This window comes from Micromonospora sp. CNZ286 (assembly GCF_014207755.1).
Window position 1 is genome coordinate 5494843 of sequence record NZ_JACHIZ010000001.1, and the last position, 26266, is coordinate 5521108.

27 protein-coding genes and 1 pseudogene are annotated in these 26266 nt (G+C 72.4%); 18 read left to right on the forward strand and 10 right to left on the reverse strand.

Annotated elements, in window-relative coordinates; genetic code table 11:
* Window positions 1–27 precede the first annotated feature (27 nt).
* The 3 genes from FHX31_RS24235 to FHX31_RS24245 form a co-directional block, all read right to left on the reverse strand.
* The gene (locus FHX31_RS24235) at window positions 28–531 is read right to left on the reverse strand and encodes a DUF2017 domain-containing protein (protein WP_013284356.1); all 504 of its coding nucleotides are present in this window, start codon (window positions 529–531) and stop codon (window positions 28–30) included.
* On the reverse strand, window positions 528–818 hold the full coding sequence (gene clpS, locus FHX31_RS24240) for an ATP-dependent Clp protease adapter ClpS (protein WP_018786685.1): 291 nt from the start codon (window positions 816–818) through the stop codon (window positions 528–530). The genes FHX31_RS24235 and clpS overlap by 4 nt, the downstream gene beginning before the upstream one ends.
* A gap of 115 nt (window positions 819–933) precedes the next feature.
* Window positions 934–2475, reverse strand: coding sequence for a P-loop NTPase family protein (locus FHX31_RS24245; RefSeq protein ID WP_091329861.1), 1542 nt, complete (start codon window positions 2473–2475; stop codon window positions 934–936).
* Window positions 2476–2668: 193 nt separating this feature from the next.
* On the opposite strand from FHX31_RS24245, the gene FHX31_RS24250 reads away from it, so the two are divergent.
* The 4 genes from FHX31_RS24250 to FHX31_RS24265 are packed head-to-tail and all read left to right on the forward strand — an operon-like array spanning window position 2669 to window position 8522.
* Window positions 2669–5341: a LuxR C-terminal-related transcriptional regulator gene (locus FHX31_RS24250; protein ID WP_091329863.1), complete on the forward strand. Its 2673-nt coding sequence runs from the start codon at window positions 2669–2671 to the stop codon at window positions 5339–5341.
* A gap of 16 nt (window positions 5342–5357) precedes the next feature.
* A complete protein-coding gene (locus tag FHX31_RS24255; RefSeq protein ID WP_013284352.1) occupies window positions 5358–6644 on the forward strand; it encodes a nicotinate phosphoribosyltransferase in 1287 nt (428 codons plus the stop codon).
* A 15-nt stretch (window positions 6645–6659) separates the two neighbouring features.
* Window positions 6660–7241, forward strand: a complete 582-nt coding sequence (locus FHX31_RS24260; RefSeq protein WP_013474230.1) for an isochorismatase family protein — start codon at window positions 6660–6662, stop codon at window positions 7239–7241.
* Between the two features lie 39 nt (window positions 7242–7280).
* Window positions 7281–8522 (forward strand): MFS transporter, encoded by a 1242-nt coding sequence (locus FHX31_RS24265; protein ID WP_184977228.1) that lies wholly within the window; start codon window positions 7281–7283, stop codon window positions 8520–8522.
* A gap of 245 nt (window positions 8523–8767) precedes the next feature.
* Here FHX31_RS24265 and ctaD read toward each other — a convergent pair whose 3' ends face one another.
* A complete protein-coding gene (gene ctaD, locus FHX31_RS24270) occupies window positions 8768–10525 on the reverse strand; it encodes an aa3-type cytochrome oxidase subunit I (RefSeq protein WP_013284349.1) in 1758 nt (585 codons plus the stop codon).
* A gap of 127 nt (window positions 10526–10652) precedes the next feature.
* Complete coding sequence (locus FHX31_RS24275; RefSeq protein WP_030272913.1) at window positions 10653–11759, reverse strand: FAD-dependent monooxygenase; 1107 nt, start codon at window positions 11757–11759, stop codon at window positions 10653–10655.
* Window positions 11760–12088: 329 nt separating this feature from the next.
* Between FHX31_RS24275 and FHX31_RS24280 the strand changes: the two genes are divergently transcribed.
* Window positions 12089–13237 (forward strand): glycoside hydrolase family 12 protein, encoded by a 1149-nt coding sequence (locus FHX31_RS24280; protein WP_013284347.1) that lies wholly within the window; start codon window positions 12089–12091, stop codon window positions 13235–13237.
* Between the two features lie 61 nt (window positions 13238–13298).
* Here FHX31_RS24280 and FHX31_RS24285 read toward each other — a convergent pair whose 3' ends face one another.
* A complete protein-coding gene (locus tag FHX31_RS24285) occupies window positions 13299–14081 on the reverse strand; it encodes an aldo/keto reductase (RefSeq protein WP_013474227.1) in 783 nt (260 codons plus the stop codon).
* A gap of 78 nt (window positions 14082–14159) precedes the next feature.
* On the opposite strand from FHX31_RS24285, the pseudogene FHX31_RS24290 reads away from it, so the two are divergent.
* From FHX31_RS24290 to FHX31_RS24325, 8 genes and pseudogenes are all read left to right on the forward strand, one after another.
* Window positions 14160–14423, forward strand: a pseudogene (locus FHX31_RS24290) (DNA polymerase ligase N-terminal domain-containing protein); the annotation flags it as partial.
* Between the two features lie 16 nt (window positions 14424–14439).
* Window positions 14440–15870, forward strand: coding sequence for a recombinase family protein (locus FHX31_RS24295; protein ID WP_184977229.1), 1431 nt, complete (start codon window positions 14440–14442; stop codon window positions 15868–15870).
* A complete protein-coding gene (locus FHX31_RS24300; RefSeq protein ID WP_184977230.1) occupies window positions 15867–16226 on the forward strand; it encodes a hypothetical protein in 360 nt (119 codons plus the stop codon). Before FHX31_RS24295 ends, FHX31_RS24300 begins: the two co-directional genes overlap by 4 nt.
* Window positions 16227–16325: 99 nt before the next feature.
* Window positions 16326–16541: a hypothetical protein gene (locus FHX31_RS24305; protein WP_184977231.1), complete on the forward strand. Its 216-nt coding sequence runs from the start codon at window positions 16326–16328 to the stop codon at window positions 16539–16541.
* The gene (locus FHX31_RS24310; RefSeq protein ID WP_184977232.1) at window positions 16528–16896 is read left to right on the forward strand and encodes a hypothetical protein; all 369 of its coding nucleotides are present in this window, start codon (window positions 16528–16530) and stop codon (window positions 16894–16896) included. The genes FHX31_RS24305 and FHX31_RS24310 overlap by 14 nt, the downstream gene beginning before the upstream one ends.
* Window positions 16893–17990 (forward strand): AAA family ATPase, encoded by a 1098-nt coding sequence (locus tag FHX31_RS24315; RefSeq protein ID WP_184977233.1) that lies wholly within the window; start codon window positions 16893–16895, stop codon window positions 17988–17990. Before FHX31_RS24310 ends, FHX31_RS24315 begins: the two co-directional genes overlap by 4 nt.
* A 373-nt stretch (window positions 17991–18363) precedes the next feature.
* Window positions 18364–18561: a hypothetical protein gene (locus tag FHX31_RS24320; protein ID WP_184977234.1), complete on the forward strand. Its 198-nt coding sequence runs from the start codon at window positions 18364–18366 to the stop codon at window positions 18559–18561.
* Window positions 18558–18797, forward strand: a complete 240-nt coding sequence (locus tag FHX31_RS24325) for a hypothetical protein (RefSeq protein ID WP_184977235.1) — start codon at window positions 18558–18560, stop codon at window positions 18795–18797. Before FHX31_RS24320 ends, FHX31_RS24325 begins: the two co-directional genes overlap by 4 nt.
* A 408-nt stretch (window positions 18798–19205) precedes the next feature.
* Here the strand turns inward: FHX31_RS24325 and FHX31_RS24330 are convergent, their stop codons facing one another.
* A complete protein-coding gene (locus FHX31_RS24330) occupies window positions 19206–20492 on the reverse strand; it encodes an IS256 family transposase (RefSeq protein ID WP_184975718.1) in 1287 nt (428 codons plus the stop codon).
* Between the two features lie 266 nt (window positions 20493–20758).
* On the opposite strand from FHX31_RS24330, the gene FHX31_RS24335 reads away from it, so the two are divergent.
* Genes FHX31_RS24335 through FHX31_RS24355 form a run of 5 tightly spaced genes read left to right on the forward strand, consistent with a single transcriptional unit; the run spans window position 20759 to window position 24576 of the window.
* Entirely contained in the window at window positions 20759–21115 is a 357-nt protein-coding gene (locus tag FHX31_RS24335) for a hypothetical protein (protein WP_184977236.1), read from the forward strand.
* Window positions 21102–21332, forward strand: coding sequence for a hypothetical protein (locus FHX31_RS24340; RefSeq protein ID WP_184977237.1), 231 nt, complete (start codon window positions 21102–21104; stop codon window positions 21330–21332). Before FHX31_RS24335 ends, FHX31_RS24340 begins: the two co-directional genes overlap by 14 nt.
* Window positions 21329–22009 carry a hypothetical protein gene (locus FHX31_RS24345; RefSeq protein ID WP_184977238.1) on the forward strand — a complete coding sequence of 227 codons (681 nt, stop codon included), beginning with the start codon at window positions 21329–21331 and terminating at the stop codon, window positions 22007–22009. Before FHX31_RS24340 ends, FHX31_RS24345 begins: the two co-directional genes overlap by 4 nt.
* 35 nt (window positions 22010–22044) lie before the next feature.
* A complete protein-coding gene (locus FHX31_RS24350; protein ID WP_184977239.1) occupies window positions 22045–22554 on the forward strand; it encodes a hypothetical protein in 510 nt (169 codons plus the stop codon).
* 9 nt (window positions 22555–22563) lie between these two features.
* Window positions 22564–24576, forward strand: a complete 2013-nt coding sequence (locus tag FHX31_RS24355; protein ID WP_184977240.1) for a hypothetical protein — start codon at window positions 22564–22566, stop codon at window positions 24574–24576.
* 313 nt (window positions 24577–24889) lie between these two features.
* On the opposite strand, the gene FHX31_RS24360 is transcribed toward FHX31_RS24355, so the two are convergent.
* Genes FHX31_RS24360 through FHX31_RS24370 form a run of 3 tightly spaced genes read right to left on the reverse strand, consistent with a single transcriptional unit; the run spans window position 24890 to window position 26207 of the window.
* Entirely contained in the window at window positions 24890–25315 is a 426-nt protein-coding gene (locus tag FHX31_RS24360; protein WP_184977241.1) for a hypothetical protein, read from the reverse strand.
* Complete coding sequence (locus FHX31_RS24365) at window positions 25312–25659, reverse strand: hypothetical protein (RefSeq protein ID WP_184977242.1); 348 nt, start codon at window positions 25657–25659, stop codon at window positions 25312–25314. Before FHX31_RS24365 ends, FHX31_RS24360 begins: the two co-directional genes overlap by 4 nt.
* Window positions 25656–26207 (reverse strand): hypothetical protein, encoded by a 552-nt coding sequence (locus FHX31_RS24370; RefSeq protein WP_184977243.1) that lies wholly within the window; start codon window positions 26205–26207, stop codon window positions 25656–25658. The genes FHX31_RS24365 and FHX31_RS24370 overlap by 4 nt, the downstream gene beginning before the upstream one ends.
* Between the last annotated feature and the right edge of the window lie 59 nt (window positions 26208–26266).

Consider the following 26266-nt stretch of genomic DNA (forward strand, 5'->3'; position numbering starts at 1 on the left):
GGGCGGCGAGGTGGCGACCGTCACCACTCAGTCGATCAGCGCGTTGAGCAGGGACTCCTGGAGATATCCGAGATAGGCGTAGACCGACAGTTGGAACACCCGGGACGAACCCGGGTCCGCGGCCACCGCGTCGTCGAGTTCCTCGCCCAGGTCGGTGCCGTCCTTGATCTCCAGGCGTACGCCCATCGCCAGCCGGGCGTCGTTCAGCGCCCGCAGCCACGCCTCGGCCGCCTCCGCGTCCAGCCGTACCTCGCCACCGGCGTCACCGTCGGGCAGCGCGGCGAGGACGGCGCCCGCCTGGTCGATCTTGCCGGTCTTCAGGTCGCCCTCGGTGTAGCGGCGGAACTCGGCGGTGCCGGCGTCGTCGTCCGGGTAGACGTCGGGGAAGAGCCGCCCGACCACCGGGTCACCGTGGTCGAAGCCGTCGGTCAGCAGGCCGACCACCTCGTTGGCGACCTTGCGCAGCACCCGGACCTCGTCGACCGCGAACGTGGCCACGTAGTGGTCGCCCCGGCGGCGGAACATGCTCATGACCGGTCCACCGTCGCCCAGAGCCCGTACGCGTGCAGTTGCGCCGCGTCGTGCTCCATCCGCTCCCGCGCGCCGCTGGAGACCACGGCCTTGCCCTTGTGGTGCACGTCCAGCATGAGCCGCTCCGCCTTCTCCCGGCTGTACCCGAAGAGCTTCTGGAACACCCAGGTCACATACGTCATCAGGTTGACCGGATCGTCCCAGACGATGGTCACCCATGGCCGGTCGGAGACCGGCACCTCTTCGGTGTCCGGCGTCTCGACCGGCGCAACCTGTGGAGCCGCCATGCCCCCCATCGTGCCACCGGATCCGGGGAACCGATGAACCGGAACGGCGCGCGGGTCGTCGTCACCCGCCCGGGCCGCGTACGCGAGCCCGGGTCGCCGTGTGCCGGCGGCGTGGTCAGGCAAGCAGGATGCCGTGGTCGACCGCATCGGCGAGCACCGCGCCCAGCGAGAGACGGATCACCTCGAAGCGGCGGGACACCTCGCGGGACAGTTCGAGTTCGACCTCGCGCAGCGCGCGCTGGGCCCAGGAACGGGCGGCGTTCGGGTCGTTGTTGCCGGGCGCCCGCCAGTGCTGCCAGCAGCCGCCGTTGAGGGCGACGCCGACCGGCGGGAGCACCTCGTCACGCTGCGCGCCGGGCAGCCCGGCCAGCGCGTCCAGGGCGCCCGCACCGGTCAGCCCGGCGACCCCGGCCGTGCTGGTCACCAGGAGCACCCGGTCCAGCTCGGGGCCGTCCGGGTGGTCGGCCAGGCCCCACCGCACCGCGTGGGTGATCCGCCGGCGTACGCCCTCGGCCAGCGGCGCGCCGAACACCCGGGCGGCGGCCTCGTCGACCAGGCCGCGCACGGCCTCGTCGCACTGGGCGGTGGCGAGCAGCGACAGCGCCTCCAGCTCCCGGTCGAGCATCTGCGGCAGGCCGGCGCAGCCGACCCCGAAGACGATCTCCTGCACCACCCGCAGGTGGATGTTGGCCAGTTCCAGGGCGAGGTGCTGGCGGATCCGGCGGGCGCAGGCGCGGGCCTGGCGGTCGATCCGGTCGGCCAGCTCACCCGGCTCGACACCGGCGAGCACCGGCACCCGGCCGTGCGCGCCGGCCGGCACCGGCGGGCGGGCGCTGCCGCGACGCAGCACCTCGTCGGCCGCCCAGCCGACCAGCGCCCGGCGCAGCTGCGGCAGCTCGGCGCGGCGGGCCGGGAACCACCGGGCCGGGGTGAGCGCCGGCACCGCGGCCAGCAGCGCCGCGCGGTGCGCCTCGATCGAGACCGACACCGGGTCGAGCCGCCGGGTGGGCCCGGTCCGGCCGGACGCCGCCCGGTCCTGGGCCTGTGTGCCGTCGCCCGGCGTCGCCAGGGCGGTCACGCCGGGCGTGACGGCGAAGAACACCTCGACCGGGGTACGCGCCACCTCGGCGAGCAGGTGCAGCTCGGCCGCGCTGAACGCCTGGTCGGCGGAGATCACGAAGAGCAGCGCGCCGGCCCGGCCGACGGCGTCGCGCAGCACCCGGCCGCCTGCGACGCCGAGCGTGCCGGTATCAGGCGTGTCGACCACCGCGAAGTGCCGCAGCAGCGGATCGGGCAGGCTCAGTTCGACCCGGCGCGGCGGCCGGGCCAGTGCCGGGCCGGCGGCGAGCGGGTCGGCGCCGTAGGCGTGCGGCTGGCGGTAGCCCGGGACGTACGCGGCGCGGGTGGCGGTGGCGGCGTGCTGGACCAGCAGGTTGCTTCCCGGCGGTACGGCGAGCGTCGCGGCCTCGACCCCGAGCAGGCCGGCGATCAGCTCGCGCCGGTTCGTGCCGGCCGGACCGGCGACGACCACCGCCATCGGCTCGTCCGGGCCGGGCGCGGTCACCCCGAGCCGGGTCGGCAGCGGGGCACATCCGGGGGGCTCGGCCTGCCGGCGTGGGTCGGGCACGTCGACCGAAGGGAGCGGACCTGGCGTCATCAGGCGGGCCTCCCGGTCGGGCGACCGGGGTACCGGTCGCGGATTCTCCCTGGTTGCAGGGACTGCCGGAAGAGTACGGGTGTCGGCCATCCGACAACCAACACATCCGGTACTCACGGGTAATGAACAGATTACTCAACTTCACTGCGTGACGGTGCGTACGCGGACGGAACACGGTCGATATGCTGCATCGATGAGTAGGTGGGAGTTCGTCGGCCGTACTGATGAACTCAACCGTCTGTTGTCGGCGGTCGGTGGCCCGGAGGGGCGCGGGTTGCTCTTCAGCGGCGACGCCGGGGTCGGCAAGAGCCGGCTGCTGCGCGAGGGGGTGGCCGCGCTCTCCCCCGAGCGGTACGCGATCTGGTCCATCGCGGCCAGCGCCACCACAGCCGCGTTGCCGTTCGGCGGGCTGGTCCAGGTGCTGCCCGCCTCGCAGCCGCAGGGCCTGTCCCCCGCCGGGATCCTGCGCTGGGCCGTGGACGTGCTCCAGGAACAGGCCGCCGGGCGGCCCATCGTGCTCGCCATCGACGACGCGCATCTGCTCGACCCGCCCTCGGCGGCGCTCGTGCACCTGGTCGCCCGCTCGGAGAACGCGTACGTCATCGGGACGCTGCGCAACGGCGAGCAGGTCCCGCTGCCGATCCGCGCACTCTGGACCGACGACCTGGCCGACCTGGTCGAACTGCGCCCGCTGTGCCGCAGCGAGACCACCGGGCTGCTCGCCGCCATCCTGGGCGGCCCGGTCGACGCCGGCTCCTCCGACCGGCTGTTCCAGCTCTCCGCCGGCAACCCGCTGCTGCTGCGGGAGCTGGTGCTGGCCGCCGACGACGAGCTGAACCGCAGGTACGGCATCTGGACCTGGACCGGGCGGCTGGAGCTGGCACCCAGCCTCACCGAACTGATCGACACCCGGATCGGCCAGCTCACCCCCGGCGTCCGGGCGGTCGTCGAACTGGTCGCCTTCGGCGAGCCGCTGGGCCTGCAACTGCTGGAACGCGCGGCCGACCCGGCGGACGTGGAGACGGCCGAGGAACGCGGGCTCATCGCGCTGGTCCACGACGACCGGCGGCTCAACGTCCGCCTGGCGCACCCGCTCTACGGCGAGGTGATGCGCCGCCACTGCCCGGTCAGCCGCACCCGCCGGCTCCAGGCCACCCTCGCCGGACTGCTGGAACAGGTCGGCAAGCGCCGCCGGGAGGACCTGCTGCGCGTCGCGGTGTGGCGACTCGACTCGGGTACGGCGCAGGACGTGGCCCTGCTGCTCGAAGCGGCGGTGCAGGCGTTCGGCCGGTACGACGTGCCGCTGGCCACCCGGCTGGCCCGGGCCGCGCTGGAAGCCGGCGGCGGCACTGACGCGGCGGAGCTGCTCGCCACCATCCTCATGTTCGGCGACCGGCCGGACGAGGCGATCGGCGTGCTCGACCAGGTCGCCGGTGAGATCCACGACGACCGGCGGCGCAGCCGGTGGCTGACCGTCCGGGGCATGGTCAGCTACTGGGGGCTCAACCGTGAGTCCACCGTGGAGGAGATCGCCGCGCGCGGCGAGGAGCTGAGCGACCCCGCCGACCGGGCCCGCGTACGCGCGTTCGAGGCCACCATGCGGCTGCACCGGCTCGACGTCGACGTCGCGGTACGGCTGGCCCAGGAGGTGCTGGACCGGCCCGCCGCCCCGATGGCCGCCCGGGAGCTGGCCCGCTGCACGCTCGCCCACCTCCAGGCGGCGCAGGGGCAATACCAGCTCAGCGCCACAGCGATCGCCCGCGTGCAGGCCGAGGCGGCGTGCTGGCGGGGCGACATGCCCTACCTCCAGCTCGCCATGGAACTGGCCCGGGGCACCCGGCTGACGCTCTCCGGCGACCTGCCCGGCATCGACGCGATCGTCGCCGACGAGTTCGCCGACCTGGCCGGAGCCGGCGACTTCCGGCTCGGCACCGGCTACCTGGCCATCCTCCAGGCGTACGCGGCGCGGCTGCGCGGGCGCGGCGACGAGGCGCTGCGGACCAGCCTGGAGGCGTGCGCGGTGCTCGCCACCAGCCGGGTGTACGCGGGCCTCGCGCACGCCGAGCGCGCCCAGGCCGCCGCGCTGCGCGGGGACGTGACGCACGCGGCCGACGCGATGGCCGAGGCGGACCGGACGCACGCGCCCGGCATGGCCGTGCTCTACCCGTGGCTGGAGCAGGCCCGGGGCGCGGTCCAGGCCGCCACCGGTGACCTGCCGGCGGCCACCAAGCACCTGTGCGCGCTCGCCGACCGGCTGCGCGAGGACGGCCTGGCCGGGCACGAGCTGCTCGTCCTGCTCGACCTGGTCCGGCTGGACCAGGCCGCCGCGCCGGTCGGCCCGACCTGCACCGACGGTGGCCGGCGCACCGTGGCGCAACGCCTGGCCGAACTCTCCGAGCAGGTCGACGGCGTGCTGCCGCCGCTGGTCGCCCGGTTCGGCCGGGCCGCCGTCGACGGCTCGCCGGACGCGCTGCTGGCGGTCGCCGACGGCTTCGCCGACCGGGAGCTGATCGTGTACGCGGCCGAGGCGACCGCCCTGGCCCTGCACCGGACGCGACACGTCCGGGCCGGCGCCACCGGGCCGATCCGGGAACGCCTCGCCGACCTGCTGCGCCGCTGCGACGAGATCTCCACCCCGGCGCTGCGGCTGCTGCGCCCGACGCTCAGCGAGCGGGAATGGGAGATCGCCCGCCTCGCGGCAGACGGCGTGACCAGCCGCGCCATCGCCGAGCGGCTGTTCCTGTCCACCCGCACCGTGGAGAACCACCTCCAGCGCGTCTACAGCAAGCTCGGCGTCGCCGGGCGCGGCGAGTTGCGGGCCGCACTGCGGTCGATGCCGGGGCACGACGGCGCGGACCCGGGCTGAACTCTAGGCTGGGGCGGTGAGCACCCTTCGCCCCGCGCTGCTGACCGACCACTACGAGCTGACCATGGTCAGCGCGGCCCTGCGTGACGGCACGGCCGACCGACGTTGCGTCTTCGAGGTGTTCAGCCGGCGGCTGCCGGCCGGGCGCCGGTACGGCGTGGTCGCCGGGACCGGCCGGCTGATCGAGATGATCCGCGACTTCCGGTTCGACCCGGCGGAGATCGACTTCCTGCGCCGTACCGGAGTGGTGGACGACCGGGCCGCGCAGTGGCTGGCCGACTACCGGTTCACCGGCGACATCGACGGCTACGCCGAGGGCGAGCTCTTCTTCCCCGGCTCTCCGATCCTCACCGTGTCCGGCACGTTCGCCGAGTGCGTGGTGCTGGAGACGCTGGTGCTGTCAGTGCTCAACCACGACTGCGCCATCGCCGCCGCCGCGGCCCGGATGGTCACCGCGGCCCGGGGCCGGGCGCTGATCGAGATGGGCTCCCGGCGGGCGCACGAGGAGGCCGCCGTCGCCGCGGCGCGGGCCGCATACCTGGCCGGGTTCCGGTTCACCTCCAACCTGGCCGCCGGGCAGCGCTACGGCATCCCCACCGCGGGCACCGCCGCGCACGCCTTCACGCTGCTGCACGACGACGAGCGGGCCGCGTTCGCCTCCCAGGTCGCCACGCTGGGCAAGGACACCACGCTGCTCGTCGACACGTACGACATCGCCCAGGGCATCCGCAACGCGATCGCGGTGGCCGGGCCCGAGCTGCGCGCGGTCCGGATCGACTCCGGCGACCTCGCGGTGATCGCCCAGCAGTCCCGCGAGCTGCTCGACTCGCTCGGTGCCACCGAGACGAAGATCATCGTCTCCGGCGACCTCGACGAGTACGCCATCGCCGCGCTCGCCGCCGAACCGGTGGACATGTACGGTGCCGGCACCGCAGTGGTGACCGGCTCCGGTGCGCCCACCGCCGGCCTGGTCTACAAGCTGGTCGAGGTGGAGGGGCGGCCGGTGGTCAAGCGCTCCGAGCACAAGGCCACCATCGGCGGCCGGAAGGTCGCGGTCCGCCGGCACAAGCCGACCGGCACCGCCACCGAGGAGGTCATCGTGCCGCAGGGCGTACCGGACCGGCAGCCCAACGACCGGCTGCTCCAGCACTCGTACGTGGTGTCGGGCGAACCGGAGACCCTGCCCACGCTGGAGGAGTCCCGGGACCACCTGCGCCAGTGCCTGATCTCGATCCCGTGGGAGGGGCTCAAGCTCTCCGCCGGGGATCCCGCCGTACCGGTGACCGTCGTACCCGCGAGCTGAGGAGGAACCCGTCAGATGGCGAACGCCCTGATCATCGTGGACGTGCAGAACGACTTCTGCGAGGGCGGCTCCCTCGCGGTCGGTGGCGGAGCCGGCGTGGCCGCCGGCATCTCCCGGCTGCTGGCCGCCGAGCCGGACCGGTGGGACCACGTGGTCGCGACCAAGGACTACCACGTCGACCCGGGCGCGCACTTCGGCGACCCGCCGGACTACGTCGACTCCTGGCCCCGGCACTGCGTGGTCGGCACCTCCGGTTCCGAGTTCCACCCCGAGCTGGTGACCGACCGGGTGGAGGTGATCTTCCACAAGGGCGAGCACGCGGCCGCGTACTCCGGTTTCGAGGGGCACGGCCCCGACGGCGAGTGCCTGGCCGACTGGCTGCGCCGCCACGGCGTGGACCGGGTCGACGTGGTCGGCATCGCCACCGACCACTGCGTGCGCGCGACCGCCCTGGACGCCGCCCGGGAGGGCTTCCGGACCACTGTGCTGCTGGACCTGACCGCCGCTGTCGCGCCGGACACGCTCGACGTGGCGCTGCGGGCGCTCGACGGCGCCGGGGTGACAATGGTGGGCGAGCCTGTGATCACTGCCGCTTGACCGGGTAATCGCTTGCGGGTGTCGTACCCCGGCCCCAGGATGGCGCCGGAGGTACGGACCGTCGTGAACCTGAAGCCTTACCGGGAGGCGCTCGCCCTACCCGGTCTCCGATCGTTGCTGCTGGTGTCGGTGCTGGCCCGGGTGCCGCTGACCGCCACCGGGGTGACGCTCACCTTCTACGTGGTGCTCGACCTGGGCCGCGGCTACGGCGCCGCCGGCCTGGTCGGCGCCGCGTCGACGGTCGGCGCGGCGGTCGGCGCCCCGCTGCTCGGGCGGCTCATCGACCGCCGAGGGCTCCGCCCGGTGCTGGTGCTCACCACCGTCGCCGAGGCGCTGTTCTGGTCCGCCGCGCCCACGCTGCCGTACCCGGTGCTCCTACCGGCCGCGTTCTTCGCCGGGCTGCTCGCACTGCCGATCTTCTCGATGGTCCGCCAGTCGATCGCCGCGCTCGTGCCGGTGGAGAAGCGCCGCCCCGCGTACGCGCTGGACTCGATGGCCGTGGAGTTGTCGTTCATGGTCGGCCCGGCACTCGCCGTGGCACTGGCCACCGCCGTCACGCCGCGCCTGACGCTCTGGGCGGTCGGCACCGGGATCGTCGCCTCCGGCATCTGCTTCTGGCTGCTCGACCCGCCGATCCGGGCCGCCGACGAGCCGGCCGGGCCCCCGCGCCCGGTGCACCGCCGCGAGTGGCTCACCCCGCGCCTGCTCGCCGTCCTGGCGGTCAGCCTCGCCGCCACGCTGGTGCTCGGCGGCACCGACGTCGCGGTGGTAGCCGTGCTCCGGTCCGGTGGCGAGGTCGGCTGGACCGGCGCCGTGCTGGCCGCCTGGGCGGTCGCCTCGCTGGCAGGTGGCTTCGCCTACGGCGCGGTACGCCGCTCCTTCTCCCCGCTGGCGCTGATGGCCGCGCTGAGCCTCACCACCATCCCGGTCGGGCTGGGCGGGTCGCACTGGTGGCTGCTCTGCCTGGCGCTGATCCCGGCCGGTGCGCTCTGCGCCCCCACCATCGCGTCCACCTCCGACGCGGTCAGCCGGCTGGCCCCACCCTCCGTCCGAGGGCTGGCCATGGGCCTGCACGGCTCCGCCGTGACGGTCGGCATCGCGCTCGGCGCGCCGCTGGCCGGCGCGGTGATCGACGCCTCCGCGCCCGCGTGGGGCTTCGTGGTCACCGGCGCGATCGGCGCGCTCGTGGCGCTGGCGGTGCTCCCGATCGAGCTGCGCCACCGCCGCACTCAACTCCTCACCCCGACCCCGGACCCCGACGTGGCCCTGGCTTCCCGCTAGCCCCCGGCCCCCGCTCACGCCTTCCGCCCACCGCACCCCGCGTGATCAAGGAGTTCGTGTCTCCCGAAGCGGGGCCGAAGCCAGTACGGGGAAGTGGCTGCATCCACGCACCCCGGACACCACCACTCCCCCGACCTGGTGCCGCACCCCGCCCCACCCCGGCGAACGGGCGGGGACGGGCGGGAGGGAAAAGGGCGGGCGCCGCACCCCCTGAGGGGTGCGGCGCCCGGCCTTGAACTACTGCGTCAGCGCTGGTCGAGGTTGCCTGCGGTGTCCTCCTGGTAGCTGGCGCCACCGTTGACCTCGCTGGTCAGCGGCTTCGCGCCACCCTCGGGCGGACCGGCCAGGCTCTGCCCGGCGGCCAGCTCGGGGAACTTCGCGTCGAACGCCGGCCGCTCGGAGCGGATGCGCGGCATCCGGTCGAAGTTGCGCAGCGGCGGCGGGGAGCTGGTGGCCCACTCGAGCGAGTTGCCGTGGCCCCACGGGTCGTCGACCTCGACGACCGGGCCGGTCTTGTACGACTTCCAGCAGTTCCAGATGAACGGCAGCGTCGAGATACCGGTGATGAACGCGCCGATCGTGGAGATCGTGTTCAGCGTGGTGAAGCCGTCGGCGGCCTGGTAGTCGGCGTACCGGCGCGGCATGCCCTCGTTGCCCAGCCAGTGCTGCACCAGGAACGTGGTGTGGAAGCCGATCATGGTCAGCCAGAAGTGAATCTTGCCGAGCCGCTCGTCGAGCATCCGGCCGAACATCTTCGGGAACCAGAAGTAGATGCCGGCGAACACCGCGAACACGATGGTGCCGAAGAGCACGTAGTGGAAGTGCGCCACCACGAAGTACGAGTCGTGCAGGTGGAAGTCGAGCGGCGGGCTGGCCAGCAGCACACCGGTGAGACCACCGAAGAGGAACGTCACCAGGAAGCCGATCGAGAACAGCATCGGCGTCTCGAAGGTGATCTGGCCCCGCCACATGGTGCCGATCCAGTTGAAGAACTTCATACCGGTGGGCACGGCGATCAGGTAGCTCAGGAAGCTGAAGAACGGCAGCAGCACCTGGCCGGTGGCGAACATGTGGTGCGCCCAGACGCTCATCGACAGGGCGGCGATGGCGATGGTGGCGGCCACCAGGCCCTTGTAGCCGAAGATCGGCTTCCGGGAGAACACCGGGATGATCTCGCTGATGATGCCGAAGAACGGCAGCGCGATGATGTACACCTCGGGGTGACCGAAGAACCAGAACAGGTGCTGCCACAGCATCGGCCCGCCGGTCGCCGGGTCGTACACGTGGGCGCCCATCAGGCGGTCCGCGGCGAGCGCGAACAGCGCGGCGGCCAGCAGCGGGAAGACCAGGATCGCCAGCAGGCTGGTGACCAGCATGTTCCAGGTGAAGATCGGCATCCGGAACATGGTCATGCCGGGCGCGCGCAGGGTCAGGATCGTGGTGATCAGGTTCACCGCGCCGAGGATCGTGCCCAGACCGGAGATGGCCAGACCGACGACCCACATGTTCGCGCCCACGCCCGGGGCGTGGTCGGCGGTGCTCAGCGGCGTGTACGCGGTCCAGCCGAAGTCGGCCGCGCCGCCCGGGGCGATGAAGCCCGCGGTGGCGAGCGTGCCACCGAACAGGTACAGCCAGTAGGCGAAGGCGTTGAGCCGGGGGAACGACACGTCCGGCGCGCCGATCTGCAGCGGCACCACGTAGTTCGCGAAGGCGAACACGATCGGCGTCGCGAAGAACAGCAGCATGATCGTGCCGTGCATCGTGAAGAGCTGGTTGTACTGCTCGGGCGACAGGAACTGCAGGCCCGGTCGCGCGAGTTCGGCGCGCATGATCAGGGCCATCAGGCCACCGATCATGAAGAACACGAACGCGGTGACCATGTACATGATCCCGATCTGCTTCGCGTCCGTGGTGCGCAGCAGCCGCGCGATGGCCGACCCCTTGACCGGCTCCCGGACCGGCCAGGGCCGGGTCACGACCGGCTTGGGTGCGACGGTGGTCACGAGTGGCCTCCGGTTCTGGTTGTCCCGCTCGGCGCGCTGGTCATCGGCGCAGCCGTCATCCGTAGGGAGGATAGTCCCCGGTAGGTGGCCTCGCCGCGTGGGGTGGGCGGCTACGATCTCCCGCCTTTCAGAGCGGGCCGGTCAGGAGCCGGTAGTGCTCCCGGAAGATCCGGCCGCCGCGTCCGCGCAGCAACGGGTCGCGCAGCGCCGGCGGCACGTCGCGGGTGCGGTTGCGGTCCCGGGTCCGGTCCCGCACCCAGCGGGTACGCGGCCGGCGACGACTCTCGTACGCGAGCAGCGCGGCCTCGACGCTGCCGGCGGCCCGCAGCGACTCGGCGAGCACGACGGCGTCCTCCAGCGCCATCGCGGCGCCCTGGGACAGCGTCGGCGCGGTGGCGTGAGCGGCATCACCGACGAGCAGCACCCGGCCGTGGAACCAGCGTCCCAGCTCGACCTCCTCGGTGCGTTCCACTGACACGGTCTCCAGCGCGGCCAGCACCTCGGGCACCGGGCCGCCGTACGAGCCGAACAGCTCGTGCAGGCGGGCGAGCGGGTCGGCGGGCAGTTCGGTGCCGGCCTCGTCGGCGTAGCAGTAGAGCCGTCCGGCGCCGAGTGGCACGACCAGGAACCCGGCCCGCTGGCCGAGCAGGGCGGTCCAGTCCGCGATCCGGGGGCCGCCGCGCACCAGGGCGCGGTAGACCACCTGCCCGGCGGGGCGTGGTGGTCCGCCGAGCGCGGCGAGCGTCCGTACCGCCGAGCGGGGCCCGTCCGCGCCGACGACCAGGTCGTACTCGCCGCTGGTGCCGTCGGTGAAGCCGACGGCGACCCGGCCGGGCAGCAGGTCGACGGTGCTCACCTCGGCGCCGTGGCGCACCGCGCCGCCGGCGCCGGTGAGCAGCACCCGGTGCAGTTCGGCCCGGGGCAGCGCCCGGCACTCCCCCACGCCGGCCCAGAGCGCGTCGAGGTCGACCTCGCACAGCGGCGCTCCGGCGGCGTCCAGGAAGCGCTGCCGGTGGATCACCTGGCCGAGCGGGCGCAGCGGCCCGTCGAGGTCGAGCCGGCGCATCGCCCGGGCGGCGTTGCCGGGCAGGTAGAGGCCGGAGTCGATCGACTCGGTGGGTGGCAGCCGCTCGGTGACGTCGGGCCGGAACCCCGCCAGGCGCAGCGCCCGGGCCACGGCGAGGCCGGCGATGCCCGCGCCGACGACGAGGATGCGCAGGGGGGAACCACCCATCACGGGGTACGCCTCCGGAGGGGGATCGGAACGCGTTGGAGGCAAGACATTACTCGCCGCAACCAGGCGGCGGAAGTGCCCATGCGCCCTGGCGCGGGCCGCCGGTCGGCGGCACACCCCGTCCCACCGGCAGGAATCCCGCCTCCATCTGGGGGAAGGGGGCGGTCGCGGCTCTCCGCCGTGCCACCGGCCGGACGCGGAGCGTTAACGAGACCGGCGCAATTGCGCAATGATTTCAGACATGTAAATGTATTCCTTGCATCGTGGGAGCGCTCCCGCCCGTATCACCGACCGAACCGGCGCCGTCCCGCGCCGAGCCAAGGAGCATCATGAAGCGTCCACTCAGGGCCCTCGCGGCAGCCGGACTGCTGGCCGCCGGCACCCTCGTCGCCGTCGCGCTCGGCGGCACCGCCTCCGCCGACACCCAGATCTGCGAGCAGTACGGCTCGACCACCATCGGCGGCAAGTACGTGGTGCAGAACAACCGCTGGGGCACCAGTGCCCAGCAGTGCATCAACGTCACCTCGACCGGCTTCTCGATCACCCGCGCGGACGGCTCCGCGCCGACCAACGGGGCACCGGTCGCGTACCCGTCGATCTTCGTGGGCTGCCACTACACCAACTGCTCGCCCGGCACGAACCTGCCGGTGCAGGTGAAGAACATCAGCAGCGCACCGTCCAGCATCAGCTACAACTACGTCAGCGGCGCGATCTTCAACGCGTCGTACGACATCTGGCTCGACCCGTCGCCCAAGCGCGACGGCGTGAACCAGATGGAGATCATGATCTGGCTCAACCGGCAGGGCTCGATCCAGCCCATCGGCTCGCCGGTCGGCACCGCCAGCATCGCCGGCCGCACCTGGGAGGTCTGGCGCGGCAGCAACGGCTCCAACAACGTCATCTCGTACCTGTCGCCGTCGGCCATCCCCAGCTTCAGCTTCGACGCGATGGCGTTCATCAACGACACCCGTAACCGGGGTGCGATCACCAACGACTGGTACCTGACCAGCATCCAGGCCGGCTTCGAGCCGTGGCAGGGCGGCGTCGGGCTCGCGGTGAACTCGTTCTCGCAGAGCGTCAACACCGGCTCGAACCCGCCGCCCACGTCGGCTCCGCCGACCACGTCGGCGCCGACCACGCCCCCGCCGTCGGGCGGCGCGTCGTGCACCGTCACCTACAAGGCGGCGAACGTGTGGAACAACGGCTTCACCGCCGACGTGACGGTCAAGAACACCGGCTCCGGCACGATCAACGGCTGGACGCTGAACTACAACCTGCCCTCCGGGCAGACAGTCACCAACGCGTGGAACGCCACCGTGAGCCAGAGCGGCTCCGCGGTGACCGCCCGCAACGCCGGCTACAACGGCACGCTGGCACCCGGCGCGTCCACCAGCTTCGGCTACCAGGCGACGCTGAACGGCAGCTACTCCGCGCCGAGCAGCTTCACGCTCAACGGCTCCACCTGCGCCCGCGGCTGACCACCGCACGCGGAGAGGGGCGCGGTCCGCAGCGGACCGCGCCCCTTTCCGCGGGTACGTCTCAGCCGGCGAGCGCGTCGATGTCGCGCATCTCCTCGGCGGTGAGCGAGAACCCGAACACGTCGACGTTGGCACGGATGCGCTCCGGCGTGACCGACTTCGGGATGACCACGATCTCGTGGTCGATGTGCCAGCGCAGCACCACCTGGGCCGGTGACACGTCGTGCGCCTGGGCGATGCGGACCAGCACCGGGTCGGACAGGTCGCTGGCCTTGAACGGGCTGTACCCCTCCAGCGCCACGCCCCGGTCCCGGTGGGCGGCGTGCGTGTGCCTGTCGTACAGCGACGGGCTCCAGCGGATCTGGTTGACCGCCGGCGTCTCCTCGGTGGCCTGGATCAGCTCGTCGATCTGGCCGATCGAGTAGTTGCTCACCCCGACCGTGCGCGCCATGTTCGCGTCCCGCGCGGCGAGCATCTCCCGCCACACCGGGATGCTGTCGCCGGGCGCGGACGGCGGCCAGTGCACCAGCCACAGGTCGACGTAGTCGGTGTCCAGGGCGGCCAGGCTGGCCTCGATGGTCTCCCGCTCCCGGCCCACCCGGTCCGGCGGCAGCTTCGTGGTGATGAAGACGTCCTCCCGGCGCAGCCCGCTCTCCTTGACCGCCCGCCCGACCTCCTTCTCGTTGCCGTACATCGTGGCCGTGTCGATGTGGCGGTAGCCGGCGTCCAGCGCGGCGAGCACCGCCTGGCACCCGGCCTCGCCGGTGGCCTGCCACGTGCCGAAGCCGAGCAGCGGGATCCGGACGTCGCCGGCGAGCGGAAGGGTGGGCTGGTCGCTGTCCATGTCCCCCGTTCTACCCCGGTTCGCCGCACACACACCGGCATCCCGGCGCGCGCGGCGCGTCTGGGGGAGGATGCGGGGATGGCGGACCGGCTGGAGGAGTACCGGCGGAAACGGGACGCCGCGCGTACCCCGGAACCGGTGCCCGAGCGGGATTCCGGGCGGAAGCGTTCGGCGCGGCGCGCACCCCGCTTCGTCATCCAGCAGCACCACGCCCGGAGCCTGCACTGGGACCTGCGGCTGGAGCACGACGGCGTGCTGGCCTCCTGGGCCGTGCCGCGCGGCCTGCCCCGCGACCCGGGCCGCAACCATTTGGCCGTGCACACCGAGGACCACCCGATGGAGCGTACGCTACCCCCTTATGAGGCTCGCTGCAATCTATGAACGCATCAGCGACGACCGTGAGGGTCGGGAGCTCGGCGTCGACCGGCAGGACAAGGACAACCACGCCCTGGCGCAGCGCGAAGGGCTGACGGTCTTCGGCGTCTACCGGGACAACGACATCAGCGCGAGCACCAACTCGCGCAAGCCACGGCCGGAGTACGACCGGATGATCGCCGACGCCAAGGCCGGGAAGTTCTCGGTGATCATCGCCTACACCAGCGGCCGGCTCACCAGGCGACCGCGCGAGCACGAAGACCTGATCGACCTCGCGCTGGGCCACGGCATCAGCTTCCGGTACGTGCGGTCGCCGAACTTCGACCTGAACACGGCTCAGGGCCGCGAGATCGCGCGCACGCTGGCGGCCCGGGACGCCGGCGAGGCCGAAGAGATCTCCGAGCGGGTCACCGCCGAGGTGATCCACCGGGCCGAGCGGGGCGAGCCCCACGGCGGGCCGCGCAGCTACGGCATCGCCGCGAACGGCCGGGACCTGGTCGAGCGCGAGGCGACCGAGATTCGGCAGTGGTACGCGCACGTCCTGGCCGGCGGCTCGCTCGCCGGCCTGCAAGCGGGCCTGAACCGCCGCGGCGTGCCGACCACCACCGGGCGGGGGAAGTGGCGCGCCCCGGTGATCCGGAAGATCCTGCTCAACCCCCGCAACGCCGGGCTGCGGATCCTGCACGGCATCGAGTACACGGCGCCCAACGAGGCGATCGTGCCCGTGGCCACCTGGCGGGCCGCGAAGCAGCTCCTGGAGGATCCGAACCGGCGGATCCACCACAGCGGCCCGGCACGTCGGCACGTCGGCACCGGTCTGTTCCTGTGCGACCGCTGCGACGTCACCGTGAACGCCACCTACGGGCCCACCGGCGACCTGAAGTACCGGTGCATGACGTGCTTCCGGCAGTGGCGCGCGGACCCGCTACACCAGTACATCGACAGCACTGTTGAGGGGATCCTGGCGAAGGAGGACGCGCGGCAGCGGCTGCTGCCGGGGCCGGCCGATGGCGTTGACCTTCAAGGGCTGTGGGCCGAGGCCGCCGCGATCCAGGGCAACCTGGCCGAGCTGGCCGCCGAGTTCGCGCTCTCGCGCGGCGCGGTGAAGGCGGCGCTGAAGGCGGGCATGGACCGGGGGCAGGAACGCCTCGACGAGATCCAGGCCGAGATCACTGCCGCCGGCCGGGTCGACGCCACGTCGGCGCTGCTGGCCGCCGCCGATCCGGTGGCCGCGTACCGGGCGATCAGCGACGTCAGCCTGAAACAGTCGGTGCTGCGCTCGATCATGGTCGTGCGGCTCGGTGAGCCGATCCGGGGCCGGGCGGCGTGGGACGCAACGAAGTTCCTCGGGGCGTCGCGGTGGCGCAACGACGACCGGACGTGGGGCGAGATCTGGGCGGAGGCTGGTCTGTGAAGATCGTCTGCACCGGGAAGGGCACCCACCGCTTGATTCAGATCGGCCGCGTACGGGAAGACGGCGCCATCGTCCAGCGGGACGTACGCGACCGGCAGATCCGGAACCCGTCGCCGGGCGCGACCAACGACGTGTACGACGTCGTTGGCTCGCTCCGCGGCATGTGGACGGAACGCCAACGGCATGGCCGTCGTGGCCTGCGCTTCTACGTCACGTACACCCGCGGCGGGTACGAGCTGAACTGCCCGAAGTGCGGGCGCTGCGAGCAGATCCGGTACGACCGCTGGGAGGCTGCACTTTTGCAGATGGCGGGAAACAAACTCGAAGCGCTGGACATCTCGCGGCTACCGTTCTAAGCGCGCTAAGATGATCAAGCCGTACGCCTGAGGCTTCGTAATCAGGCGAGCTGGGCCCGCTCTCCGGTGGGCGGATGAACCGTTCCCACCGGAGAGCTGATGTCCACCATCACGCACCACCGCGCCCGGCTCGCCCGGGCCGTGCAGCGCGGCGACGACGCCACCGCCGAAGACGCCCGGCGCGATCTGAGGGCCGCCAAGCTCGAGCAGGCCATCCGCGCAGCAGTCGATGCGGCGCCGCCGCTCACCCAGGAACAGCGCGCTCACCTCGGCTCGCTGCTGGTCGCCGGGGGCGGTCAGCGTGCCGCAGCATGAGAAAAGCCGCCCCGCGGGCAACGGGGCGGCACTCACGACGGCCGGCGAAGCTGTCGCGCAGAGCGTACCGCAGCCCGGCGACGTCACGCCCCTGCACCGCGGCGGCGACCCGGTCGTCCGGCGCCGCCGCGACGCCCGACAGCTCGACGACTACCTCGACGCCATGGGCTACCGGCTCACCCCCGCAGACGTGCTCGCGCTGAGCATGCCGCCGCTGGCGGTGCTCGACGTCGCGGCGTGCGGCGGTGTCCACTCCGGCCCGTGCGACTGGTGGCGGACGTGCACCGGCATGGCGCTGGCCGCCGCCGAGCGGGACGCCGCCGGCGCCGTCCACCCGGGGCGGGTGGCCGCGTGACCGACCTGGACGCCTGGGCAGACGTCACCGTCGTGCAGCCCGGCACCGTGCCCGTCGACGAGCTGCCCGGCCGCCGCGAAGACGGCTGGCCGGCAGGCGTCACGCCCGAACGTCCGGCATCGTCCGGACCGGCGGACGCGCCGGACGACAAGCCGGCCCGCCGGTTCACCGGCACGCTGCTGCGCCGGTCGCAGCTGCGCAGCCTCCCGCCCGTCGAGCCGCTGATCGAAGGCGTCATGTCGCGGCGCAGCACCGTGCTGCTGGTCGGGCCCAGCAACGCCGGGAAGACGTTCGTCAGCCTCGCGTGGGCGTGCTCGGTCGGCACCGGCCGCCCGTGGCTCGGCCGAGAGGTGCACCGCACCAAGGCGCTCTACGTCGTCGGTGAGGGCGCGAACGGCCTCGACGCGCGCATCAGCGCGTGGGAGACGGCGTGGGGCACCGAGGTCACGGACGACGACGTCGTGTTCTCCGTACGGCCCGCCAGCCTCCGCGAGGTCGACACCTGGGTCGAGATGCGCGCCGAGGCCGTCGACCTGGGCGCCGGGCTGATCGTGCTCGACACGTTCTCCAGCCTCGCGCCGGACGTCGACGAGACGAAGGACGCCGCGACCGTGACCCGGCGCATGGCCGACCTGGCCGCGGCGATCGACGGCACGGTGGTGCTGGTGCACCACCCGGGGTGGGGCGACGCGAGCCGGGCCCGCGGCGGCAGCCAGCTGGAGGCCAACGTCGACGAGGTGCTCATCCTCGCCGGCACGTCGGCGAACCCGCTGCTGGAGCTGGAGCGCAAGAAGGTCAAGGAGGGCGTGGCCGGCGAGAAGACGTGGCTGCGCCGCAAGCCGGCGCACGGCTCGGTGATCATCGAGGGCGTCTCGGCGATGGAGAAGACCGCCGACATGGTGCTCTCCGCCGAGCAGGTCGCGCGCGCGGTGTTCGGCGAGCCGTTCACCAAGACGATGCTGCGGGACGCGCTGATCGAACGCCTCGGGGTGTCGCGGACGACGGCGTACGAGCACATGACGCAGTTGGAGCGGGACAAGCTGCTGCGGAAGGTATCCGGCAAGGGCCGCCAGTCACTGTACGAGGTGGTCTGAGATGCGCTCAGTAGCCGAACGTCCGGACGACCGCCGGACGAACTCTCCGGACGAAGTGCCGGACGAACTCACCACCTCGCCGGAAAACCGCAGGTCACCGCGTTCATACGTCCGGACGAACGATCCGGACGTAATCGTCCGTCCGGCACCCCCTCCTTTAGGAGGGGGGGTGCCGGACGAACTCACGGACGGACAAGCCACAGGAGAGCGCGAACGCGCCGACTGGGAGCGCCGTCTCCGCGCGGCCGTCGACGAGACGCTCCGCCGACGGCAAGCGCGCAGAGATCTGCGCGAGCAGCGCCAGGCCGCCCGCGACGCCGGCCTACGACACCGCCACGCCGCCCGCCTCGCCCACACCCGCACAGGAGCCACCATGACCACCCCCCACCCCGGCCAGACGCTCACCGTCGACCTCAGCGGCCTCAACAGCAGCGACCTCGCCAGCCTCGGAAGCGCACTCGCCCGGCTGAGCGGATGGAACAGCCACACCCAGCCCGTCCTCGACGTCCTCGTCGACCTCGCCAGCCAAGTCAGCCGCATCCGCGACCAGCGCACCGGACGACGCCCATGACCATCGACATCAGCCGCGGCATCGCCCTCCTACTCGCCTACCTCGACGAAGACGGCGACGCCTGCGAAGCCCTCACCCACCAGACCGACCCCTCCGAACTCGTCACCGCCCTACTGCTGCTCTGCCAGCAGCTCGGCGCCACCGCCTACGGCGACACCCTCCACGACGTACTCCGCGACGCCCTCACCTCCGGGCCACCACAACCCGGGGGGCACCAACACCAGGGGGGCACATGAACACCCCCACCCCGGCCAGCACGCGCCGCCGCGCCCCACACCAGCCCGGCGCCGCGTACGCGGACGCACCCACACCCACCCGCCCCCACCAGCCACCACCCAGCACCACCACGTCGACCACCAGCACGCCATCTGGCACCACACACACCAGCGCACCCGCCCGCCCGCACGGCGCCGACAGCACCGCCAGGTCTGCACGCTGCCCGACCACACCAGCCACCAGCCCACACCAACACCGAACACCAGCAGCACGACACGGGAAGCGACACGACAACCGCAGCGCGCGCCACGCAGCCACGACCACCCAGGGTGGCGGCAGGGGGGCGGTAGGCGCACGCAGAGTGATGAATCCTGACCCATCGCTTTCCGTCGGGCCTGTCTCGCTAAGGGTGTTTCCGGCGATCTTGGTTAGTAGGTTTCAGCGGCTGGGAAGCGGTCGCTGAAGGTGATGGCGAAGGCGTTCAACGCGGGTTTCCAGCGCATCGTCCATCGGGTTCTGCCTGCTCCGGTGGGGTCCAGGGACCGGGTCACCAGGTACAGACACTTCAACGCGGCCTGCTCGTTGGGGAAGTGGCCGCGGGCCTTGACTGCCCGCCGGTAGCGGGCGTTCAACGACTCGATCGCGTTGGTCGAGCAGATCACCCGCCGGATCTCGACGTCGTAGTCGAGGAACGGGATGAACTCCGCCCAGGCGTTGTCCCACAGCCGGATCACCGCCGGATACCTGCCGCCCCACTTCTCGGCCAGGTCGTCGAACGCGGCCCGGGCCGTGGTGGCGTTGACGGCGGTGTAGATCGGTTTGATGTCGTGCTTGAGCGCGTCCCAGTACTTGCGGGAGGTGAGGCGGAACGTGTTGCGGATCAGATGGATGATGCAGGTCTGCACGATCGTGGCCGGCCACACGTTCGTGACCACTTCCGGGAGGCCTTTCAGACCGTCGCAGACGAGGAAGAACACGTCTTTGACGCCCCGGTTACGCAGGTCGGTCAGCACGCTCATCCAGAACTTCGCGCCCTCACCGCCCGAGCCGGCCCACAACCCGAGGATGTCTTTGTCCCCGTCGAGGGTGACTCCGATCGCGGCGTAGAACGGCCGGTTGGCGACCTGCCCGTCACGGACCTTGACCACGATCGCGTCGATGAACACCGCCGCGTAGATCTCGTCCAGCGGGCGGTGGGACCAGTCGGTCATCTCGTCGATGACCTTGTCGGTGATCCGCGAGATCGTCTCCTTCGACACCGAAGCCCCGTAGATCTCCGCGAAGTGCGCCGAGATCTCCCCGGTCGTCAGGCCTTTGGCATACAGCGACAACACGACCTCGTCGACCCCTGACAGGCGCCGCTGCCGCTTGCGCACGATCTGCGGCTCAAAGGTGCCTGCCCTGTCCCGCGGCACGTCGATCTGCACCGGCCCGTTGGCCTCGGTCAACACGGTCTTCGACCGGGTGCCGTTGCGGATGTTGCCCGAACCAACACCGGCCTGGTCGTGCTTCTCGTAGCCGAGGTGCTCGGTCATCTCCTCGTTCAGCGCGGTCTCCAGGACCGTCTTGGTCAGCTGCTTCAGCAGCCCGTCCGGACCGGTCAGGGACAGCCCTTGCTCCTTGGCTGCCCGGACCAGCTCGGCGGCGGCCTTCGCCTCCGCCGACGGCTCGGGCCGCTTCCTGCGTCCGGTCTGGTCGTTCAGTGTCGCGGTCATCACGGCACCCTCCTCACCAGGCACAACGCCCGGCAGGTCAGGCCGGAAACACCCTTAGATCCACACTCCCTTTCCGTCAGGAAAATCTCCCCCCGCGGCGCGGGGGTGCCCCCTGTCACGGCCGTGACACCCCCTCTGTTGCGCGTCACGGCAGAGCTTTCGGCGTCACGGACGGACAAACGTCTGACGGAAAGCGATGGGTCAGGGTGGCCGGCTCGCCGTCGTCGGCCTGCCCCCCTCGGTCCCGCCCGCTGGCGGTGGTCGCGGTGATCGTGCTGGCGTTGGATCCGGTCGCGGCGCGGCATCTGGTCGCTGCGTTGGGTCGGCATGTGCAGCGGTGTGAGCGGGATGGGTTCGTGGTGCCGGCGCAGCTGCGGGAGTTGTTCGTTCTGGCGGTGGAGGCCAGTTCCCGGCCGTCGGGGGCCGTCGGCGGCCACGATTCGGCCGGTGAGGGGCTGGCGGCTGACGATCGGTTGGTCGCTCATGGTGTGGCGGCCCGGCGGTTGGGTGTCTCGCTCAGGACGGTTCGCCGTCGGGTCGCTGCGGGGGAGCTGGTGGCGGTGGGCCGGCGGATCACGTTGGCGAGTCTTGAGGCGTTGGAGGCGGGCGGTGGACGCAGGTAGGGCGGCGGTGGAGGCCGCGGTGGAGGTCGTGGAGGACGCCGGGTTGGCGATTCTGCTCGACGAGGAGGTGCCGGCGTTGCGGGGGCTGTTGGAGCGGCTGCTGGCGCGGGACGTGGAGCTGGTGGAGGCGTTGGGGGCGTCGGAGGCGCTGCCGTTGCTGGGCCTGTTCGGCGGGTGGGTGGCGGCGTTGCGTGAGCTTGAGGCGGCGTCGCGGTGACCCGGTTGGTGAAGGCCGCGGCCGGTCGGGCGCGGGTCGGGTCGCCGTCGGGGTCGGGTGACGGCGCGGTGGCGACGGTGTCGGCGGTGATCGCGACGATCACGCCGGGCGTGGTCGACAGCCACGGCGACGCGTACGACCCGGGAGCGTTCGTCGACTCCGGTACGGCGGTCATCAGCCAGTGGAGTCACTCGTCGGTGTACAGCGGCGGGGCGATCCCGGTGGGGGTCGGCTCGGTGCAGGAGGTCGGGGACCTGGCGGTGTTCGACGGGGTGATCTTCCTGGGCATGTCGGCGGGGCGGGACACCTTCGAGTGGCTGCGGCAGCGCGGCACCGAGCAGGAGTGGTCGTACGGCTTGGACGTGCTGAAGAGCCGGGCGCCGAACCCGGCGGAGCTGCGGGCCGGTGCGCGGCAGGTGCTTCAGCGGCTGGCGGTGCCTGAGGTGTCGCCGGTGTGGCGGGGCGCGGGTGTGGCCACGCAGACGCTGCGGGTTGAGGGCCCGCCGCCGGCGGCGCCGGCGGCTGGCGGTGACGGTCTGGACGCGGCGACGCGGGCGGAGCTGGAGGCGATCGCGGAGCGGTTGCGGGGCCAGCGGAACAGCGAGGAGGCCGTGGCCGGTGCCGTGCTGCGGCTGGTGAGGCATCAGGCGGAGCAGAGAAGGGCGGCAAGTCGGTGAGTGAGAGCGCGGAGTGCAGGTCGGTGAAGTGCAGGGTGGCGCGGGGTGAGATCCCGCCGGGGCCGTTCACGCCGTCGGAGTTCGTGGCGCTGGGCCTGGTGGAGCCGACGGTGGCGTCGTCGAACCCGGAGGCGGAGTTCGTCAGCGCCGATCCGGAGGTGGCGGCGGCGCAGGCGTCGGTGGAGGTGGCGCGGGTCAAGGTCGACCAGGCGCGCCGGGACTGGGAGGCGGCGTGCACGGCGGTCGCCGAGGCGCAGCTGGCCGACCGGCAGACGCTGTCGTACAACCCGAACGACGGCAACCGCCCCGGCGGGCCGTACGTGATACCGGTGCCCGGGTCGAAGACGCAGCTGGAGGACGAGCGCGACGAGGCGCGGGAGCGGTTCGAGGTGGCGGGGCGGGCGTTCACGCGGGCGAACGACCGGCTGCGGGCGGCGCAGTACCGGGCGCGGGCGCGGTTCCTCGAGCCGGACCAGCCGCAGCTGTTCCGGCGGCGCCCGTCGTCGGAGCCGGTCCGGCGCAGCCTGGCCGCCCGGGCGGTCTGAGGGGGCACGGTGGCTGACAAGCGTGACATCCTCATCCGGCTGCTGGGTGAGGAGACCGTGGCCCGGATGGCGGACCGGGCCGGTGACGGCCTGGACCGCTTCGGTAAGAGCCTCGACGCCACCGAGCGCGACGCCCAGGACCTCGACCGGCAGATCGCCGACGTCGACGACAGCCTGAAGCAGCTGGCGGTCGCGTTCGCGCGTACGTCGAACGCCGCCGACCGGATGGACATCAGCAAGGCGATGCGCCGGCAGCAGACCGAGCTGCGGAAGCTGACCAAGGCGCGGGATCTGCTGCCCGACATGCAGGCCGAGGGCGCCGAGGCGGCGTCGGGGTTCGCTGCCTCGTTCGTCGCCCGGGTCGGTCCGCTGATCGCCCGGGCGCCGGTCAACCCGGCTGGCGCGGCCATCGGCGGCGCGCTCGCCGCCGGTCTCGTGCCCACCCTCTCCGCGGCCGTCGCCGGCGGCGTGGTCGGCGGGGTCGGCATCGGCGGCGTGCTCGGCGGCTTGAAGCTGGCCGCTCAGGACTCGCGGGTGCAGGACGCCGGGAAGCAGCTCGCCGACGAGGTCGGCCGGGACCTCGAGGAATCCGGCGGCCGGTTCGTCGGCCCGGCGATCGACGGCCTGGAGGTGCTGCGCGACGCCTGGAACGACGTGTCCGGCGAGATCGACGCGACGCTGGCCGCGTCGTCCCGGTACGTGGTGCCGCTGGCGCGCGGGGTCGCTGACTTCGTTCGGGAGATCACGCCGGGGATCCGGCAGGCAGCGGAGGCGGCCGGGCCGATCATCCGGGAGATCGGGCAGGGTCTGCCTCGGCTGGGCCGGGCGATTTCCGACGTGCTGGAGGACTTCTCGGAGAACGCCGATGAGGGCGCCTCGGCGATGCGGTGGCTGTTCATGGTCATCGAGGGTGGCATCCGGGTCGTCGGCGGGATGGTCAACACGTTCGCCGGCTGGTACCGGGCGCTGCTGGCCGTCGACGAGGTTGCGGTCGACGTGGCCGACCACCTGTGGGGCTGGATCCCCGGGATGGGCGACGCGATCGATGCCGGGCGGAAGCGGATCGACGAGCTGAAGGGCGCGTTGGACGGCTCCGGCGAGTCCGGGGAGAAGGCCGGCGACAACATCTTCGGTGGGCTGATGAAAGCCGCGGACGCGGCCGGTACCGCCAGCGGCGAGGTGAAGTCGTTCACTGAGTACCTGCAGGAGCTGCGGGATCAGACGTTCGCTGCGCTGAACACCGAGCTGGCGTTCGAGCAGGCCCTCGACGACACCGCCAAGGCGGCCAGGAACGCCAAGGGCGGCCTGGACAAGACGACCGAGGCCGGGCGGCAGAACTGGCAGGTGCTCTCCGGGCTGGTGCGGGACACGAAGGCCCATTCGGCGGCCGTGTTCGAGCAGACGAAGTCGACGTCGGAAGCAGCCCGGGTCACCGAGCGGGGCCGGAAGGCGTTCATCGCCGCCGCGGTGCAGATGGGCATGTCGAAGAAGGAAGCGCGGGACTACGCGACCCAGCTGTTCGGCATCCCGGACGAGGTCACCACGAAGAGCCAGTTCCTGCCGGACAACGCCGGCGTGAAGGCCTGGAAGAGCACGCTTTCCGGCATTCCTCGGAACGTGTTCATCAAGGCCCACTTCGACCTGATCAACAACCGTGAGGTGGGGATGGCCCTGCGGTTGGGTCGCCTGTCCGAGGGCGGTCCGGTCGTCGGGTCGGGTCCGAAGGGCGTCGACTCGCAGCCGTACCTCCTCGCCCCAGGCGAGCACGTGCTGACCGCAGCCGAAGTGGACGCGGCCGGCGGGCACGCCGGGGTGGAGCGGATCCGGTCGGTGCTGCGAGGCCAGGGCGGGCAGGCGCCGGCGATGGCCATGTCCGGCGGCGGCGGGGCGTCCGTGGTCAACCAGTACAGCATCAGCGTCTCGGTGCCCGCTGCCGTGAACCCGGCCGAGGTGGGCCGGCAGGTGGTGGAGGCGATCCGGGCGTACGAGCGGGGCAGCGGGAAGGGGTGGCGCACGTCATGACGATGCCGGCCTGCCGGGAGCCGGGTCAGCCGCGCCCGGCAGGCCCCCCGAAGCCGCACGGACCCGCTGGGCCCCGCCCACGGACGGGGGGACTCGTTGCCTCAGCATGACGCGACGCAACGACATCATCCCGATCGACCCTGACTCGCCCGGCGGTATCGCCGCCGCTGAAGCGCTCAGCCAGGCCCTCGGCGAGATCTACGCGGAGATCGCCGAGCGGCGGCGGGCAGCAAGAGGGGCGGCCGGTGTGCCAGCACCAGCCGCCCCTCAAGTTGCGCACCCGGGTGCGCAATCCGTCTGCGGCCGACGGGTTTCAGTCCTGCTCGCGCAGCCACCGCTCCAGGTCGTCGAGTAACTGGTCGGCGTCGACCTCGCGCAGCGGCGTCACGCCGGCCGCCTCCGCCACATCAAGCAGGTCGTCACCCGTCGCCGGTTCGCTGCCCTGCTCCCGCGCCAGCTCATCCATCAGCGACCGGTCTCCCTGCCGCGCCGCCTCAGCCGCCTCCGCGAGGCGACGCACCTGACCGAGGATCCGCTCGCACTCCCGCCGACCTTGCTCGTACCCGACGTCGAACGCGCCCTCCCCGTTCAGCGCCTCCCGCACCTCCCGGGAGCCCTGGTCCCAGCCCCGCTGCCACCAGATCGACGGCATGCCCGCCATCCGGGACCGGGACGACCGCGACGGCTGCCGGTACTGCGGGCCGGCCGCCTTCCACCAGCGGCCCGGCCGCCGGCTCACCGCGCACCCCGCACGATCCGCGGCCGCCTCCGCCGCTGAGGCATGTTGAAGCCGACCGCCGCTCCCGCCTCGTCCGCCCACACCGGGTCGGTGGCCGACTCGACGCGGGGCCGCCGGTCCCGGGGCAAGTAGGCGGTGCTCGCCACGACCAGCACGTGGGCGCGGCCGTCGAGCATCATCGCCTGCGCGTCGTCCCACGTCCGCACGACGCCCACGAAGTCGTACCCGCAGGCCTCGATGCGCTCCAGGCACGGAGCGGCCAGCTGCGCGAACTCGGCGGGGTCGGTCACATCGCCCGGGATGAACACCACGGCCAGATCCCGGCTCATCGTCGGCGCGCTCACCAGTGGCCCCGGTTCCGGCGCTCCCAGCGTGCGGCCTCGGTGAGCAGCCGCATCCGGTTCGACAGGACGTAGCCCTGCGACACCGACAGCCGCAGCTGCACCGTACGCGGCTCCGCTTCGGTGGTGTCGGCGGCGGAGATCAGCACCTGGGGCTCCGCGCCGTCGTCGAGGGCCTGCGCCAGAACAACCTCGACGATCGTTGCCTCGGGGCGGTTTGTGTCGACCTCGACGGCGCCGGAGCGGTGCTCGCGGCGGCGGCCGCAGTCGTTCTGGTCGCACCAGCGCGGGTGGCCGGAGTCGGCCAGCTGGCCGGTGGGGAACAGGTAGATGTGGCCGCAGGTGCGCTGGACGTCGGGCGCCATCTTGACGCGGTGGGCGGTGCGGTTGGTGCCCTCGATGGTGTCGGTGGCGGGGTCGGCGTGCTGCTCGCAGGTGTAGACCGAGGCGTCGAGCGAGTCGGGCAGGCCGGCGGCGGTGTTGGTGAACACCTCCAGCCGTACGGTGGCGGGCTGGTCGCAGGTGGGCAGGGTGAACGGTAGATTGCTCACGGGTCGCCTCCACGGGGCGATCAAGGGCCCGGGGCACAGGTGTTGGCGCACCTGCCGGG

Excerpts from the sequence above, each read along its gene's own strand:
- FHX31_RS24305 (WP_184977231.1), top strand. The coding sequence starts at position 16,326 with ATGTCCACCATCACGCACCACCGCGCCCGGCTCGCCCGGGCCGTGCAG.
- FHX31_RS24325 (WP_184977235.1), top strand. The coding sequence starts at position 18,558 with ATGACCATCGACATCAGCCGCGGCATCGCCCTCCTACTCGCCTACCTC.
- FHX31_RS24280 (WP_013284347.1), top strand. The coding sequence starts at position 12,089 with ATGAAGCGTCCACTCAGGGCCCTCGCGGCAGCCGGACTGCTGGCCGCC.
- FHX31_RS24245 (WP_091329861.1), bottom strand. The coding sequence starts at position 2,475 with ATGACGCCAGGTCCGCTCCCTTCGGTCGACGTGCCCGACCCACGCCGG.
- FHX31_RS24260 (WP_013474230.1), top strand. The coding sequence starts at position 6,660 with ATGGCGAACGCCCTGATCATCGTGGACGTGCAGAACGACTTCTGCGAG.
- FHX31_RS24295 (WP_184977229.1), top strand. The coding sequence starts at position 14,440 with ATGAGGCTCGCTGCAATCTATGAACGCATCAGCGACGACCGTGAGGGT.
- clpS (WP_018786685.1), bottom strand. The coding sequence starts at position 818 with ATGGCGGCTCCACAGGTTGCGCCGGTCGAGACGCCGGACACCGAAGAG.
- FHX31_RS24330 (WP_184975718.1), bottom strand. The coding sequence starts at position 20,492 with ATGACCGCGACACTGAACGACCAGACCGGACGCAGGAAGCGGCCCGAG.
- FHX31_RS24250 (WP_091329863.1), top strand. The coding sequence starts at position 2,669 with ATGAGTAGGTGGGAGTTCGTCGGCCGTACTGATGAACTCAACCGTCTG.
- FHX31_RS24265 (WP_184977228.1), top strand. The coding sequence starts at position 7,281 with ATGGCGCCGGAGGTACGGACCGTCGTGAACCTGAAGCCTTACCGGGAG.
- FHX31_RS24235 (WP_013284356.1), bottom strand. The coding sequence starts at position 531 with ATGAGCATGTTCCGCCGCCGGGGCGACCACTACGTGGCCACGTTCGCG.
- FHX31_RS24285 (WP_013474227.1), bottom strand. The coding sequence starts at position 14,081 with ATGGACAGCGACCAGCCCACCCTTCCGCTCGCCGGCGACGTCCGGATC.
- FHX31_RS24320 (WP_184977234.1), top strand. The coding sequence starts at position 18,364 with ATGACCACCCCCCACCCCGGCCAGACGCTCACCGTCGACCTCAGCGGC.
- FHX31_RS24275 (WP_030272913.1), bottom strand. The coding sequence starts at position 11,759 with ATGGGTGGTTCCCCCCTGCGCATCCTCGTCGTCGGCGCGGGCATCGCC.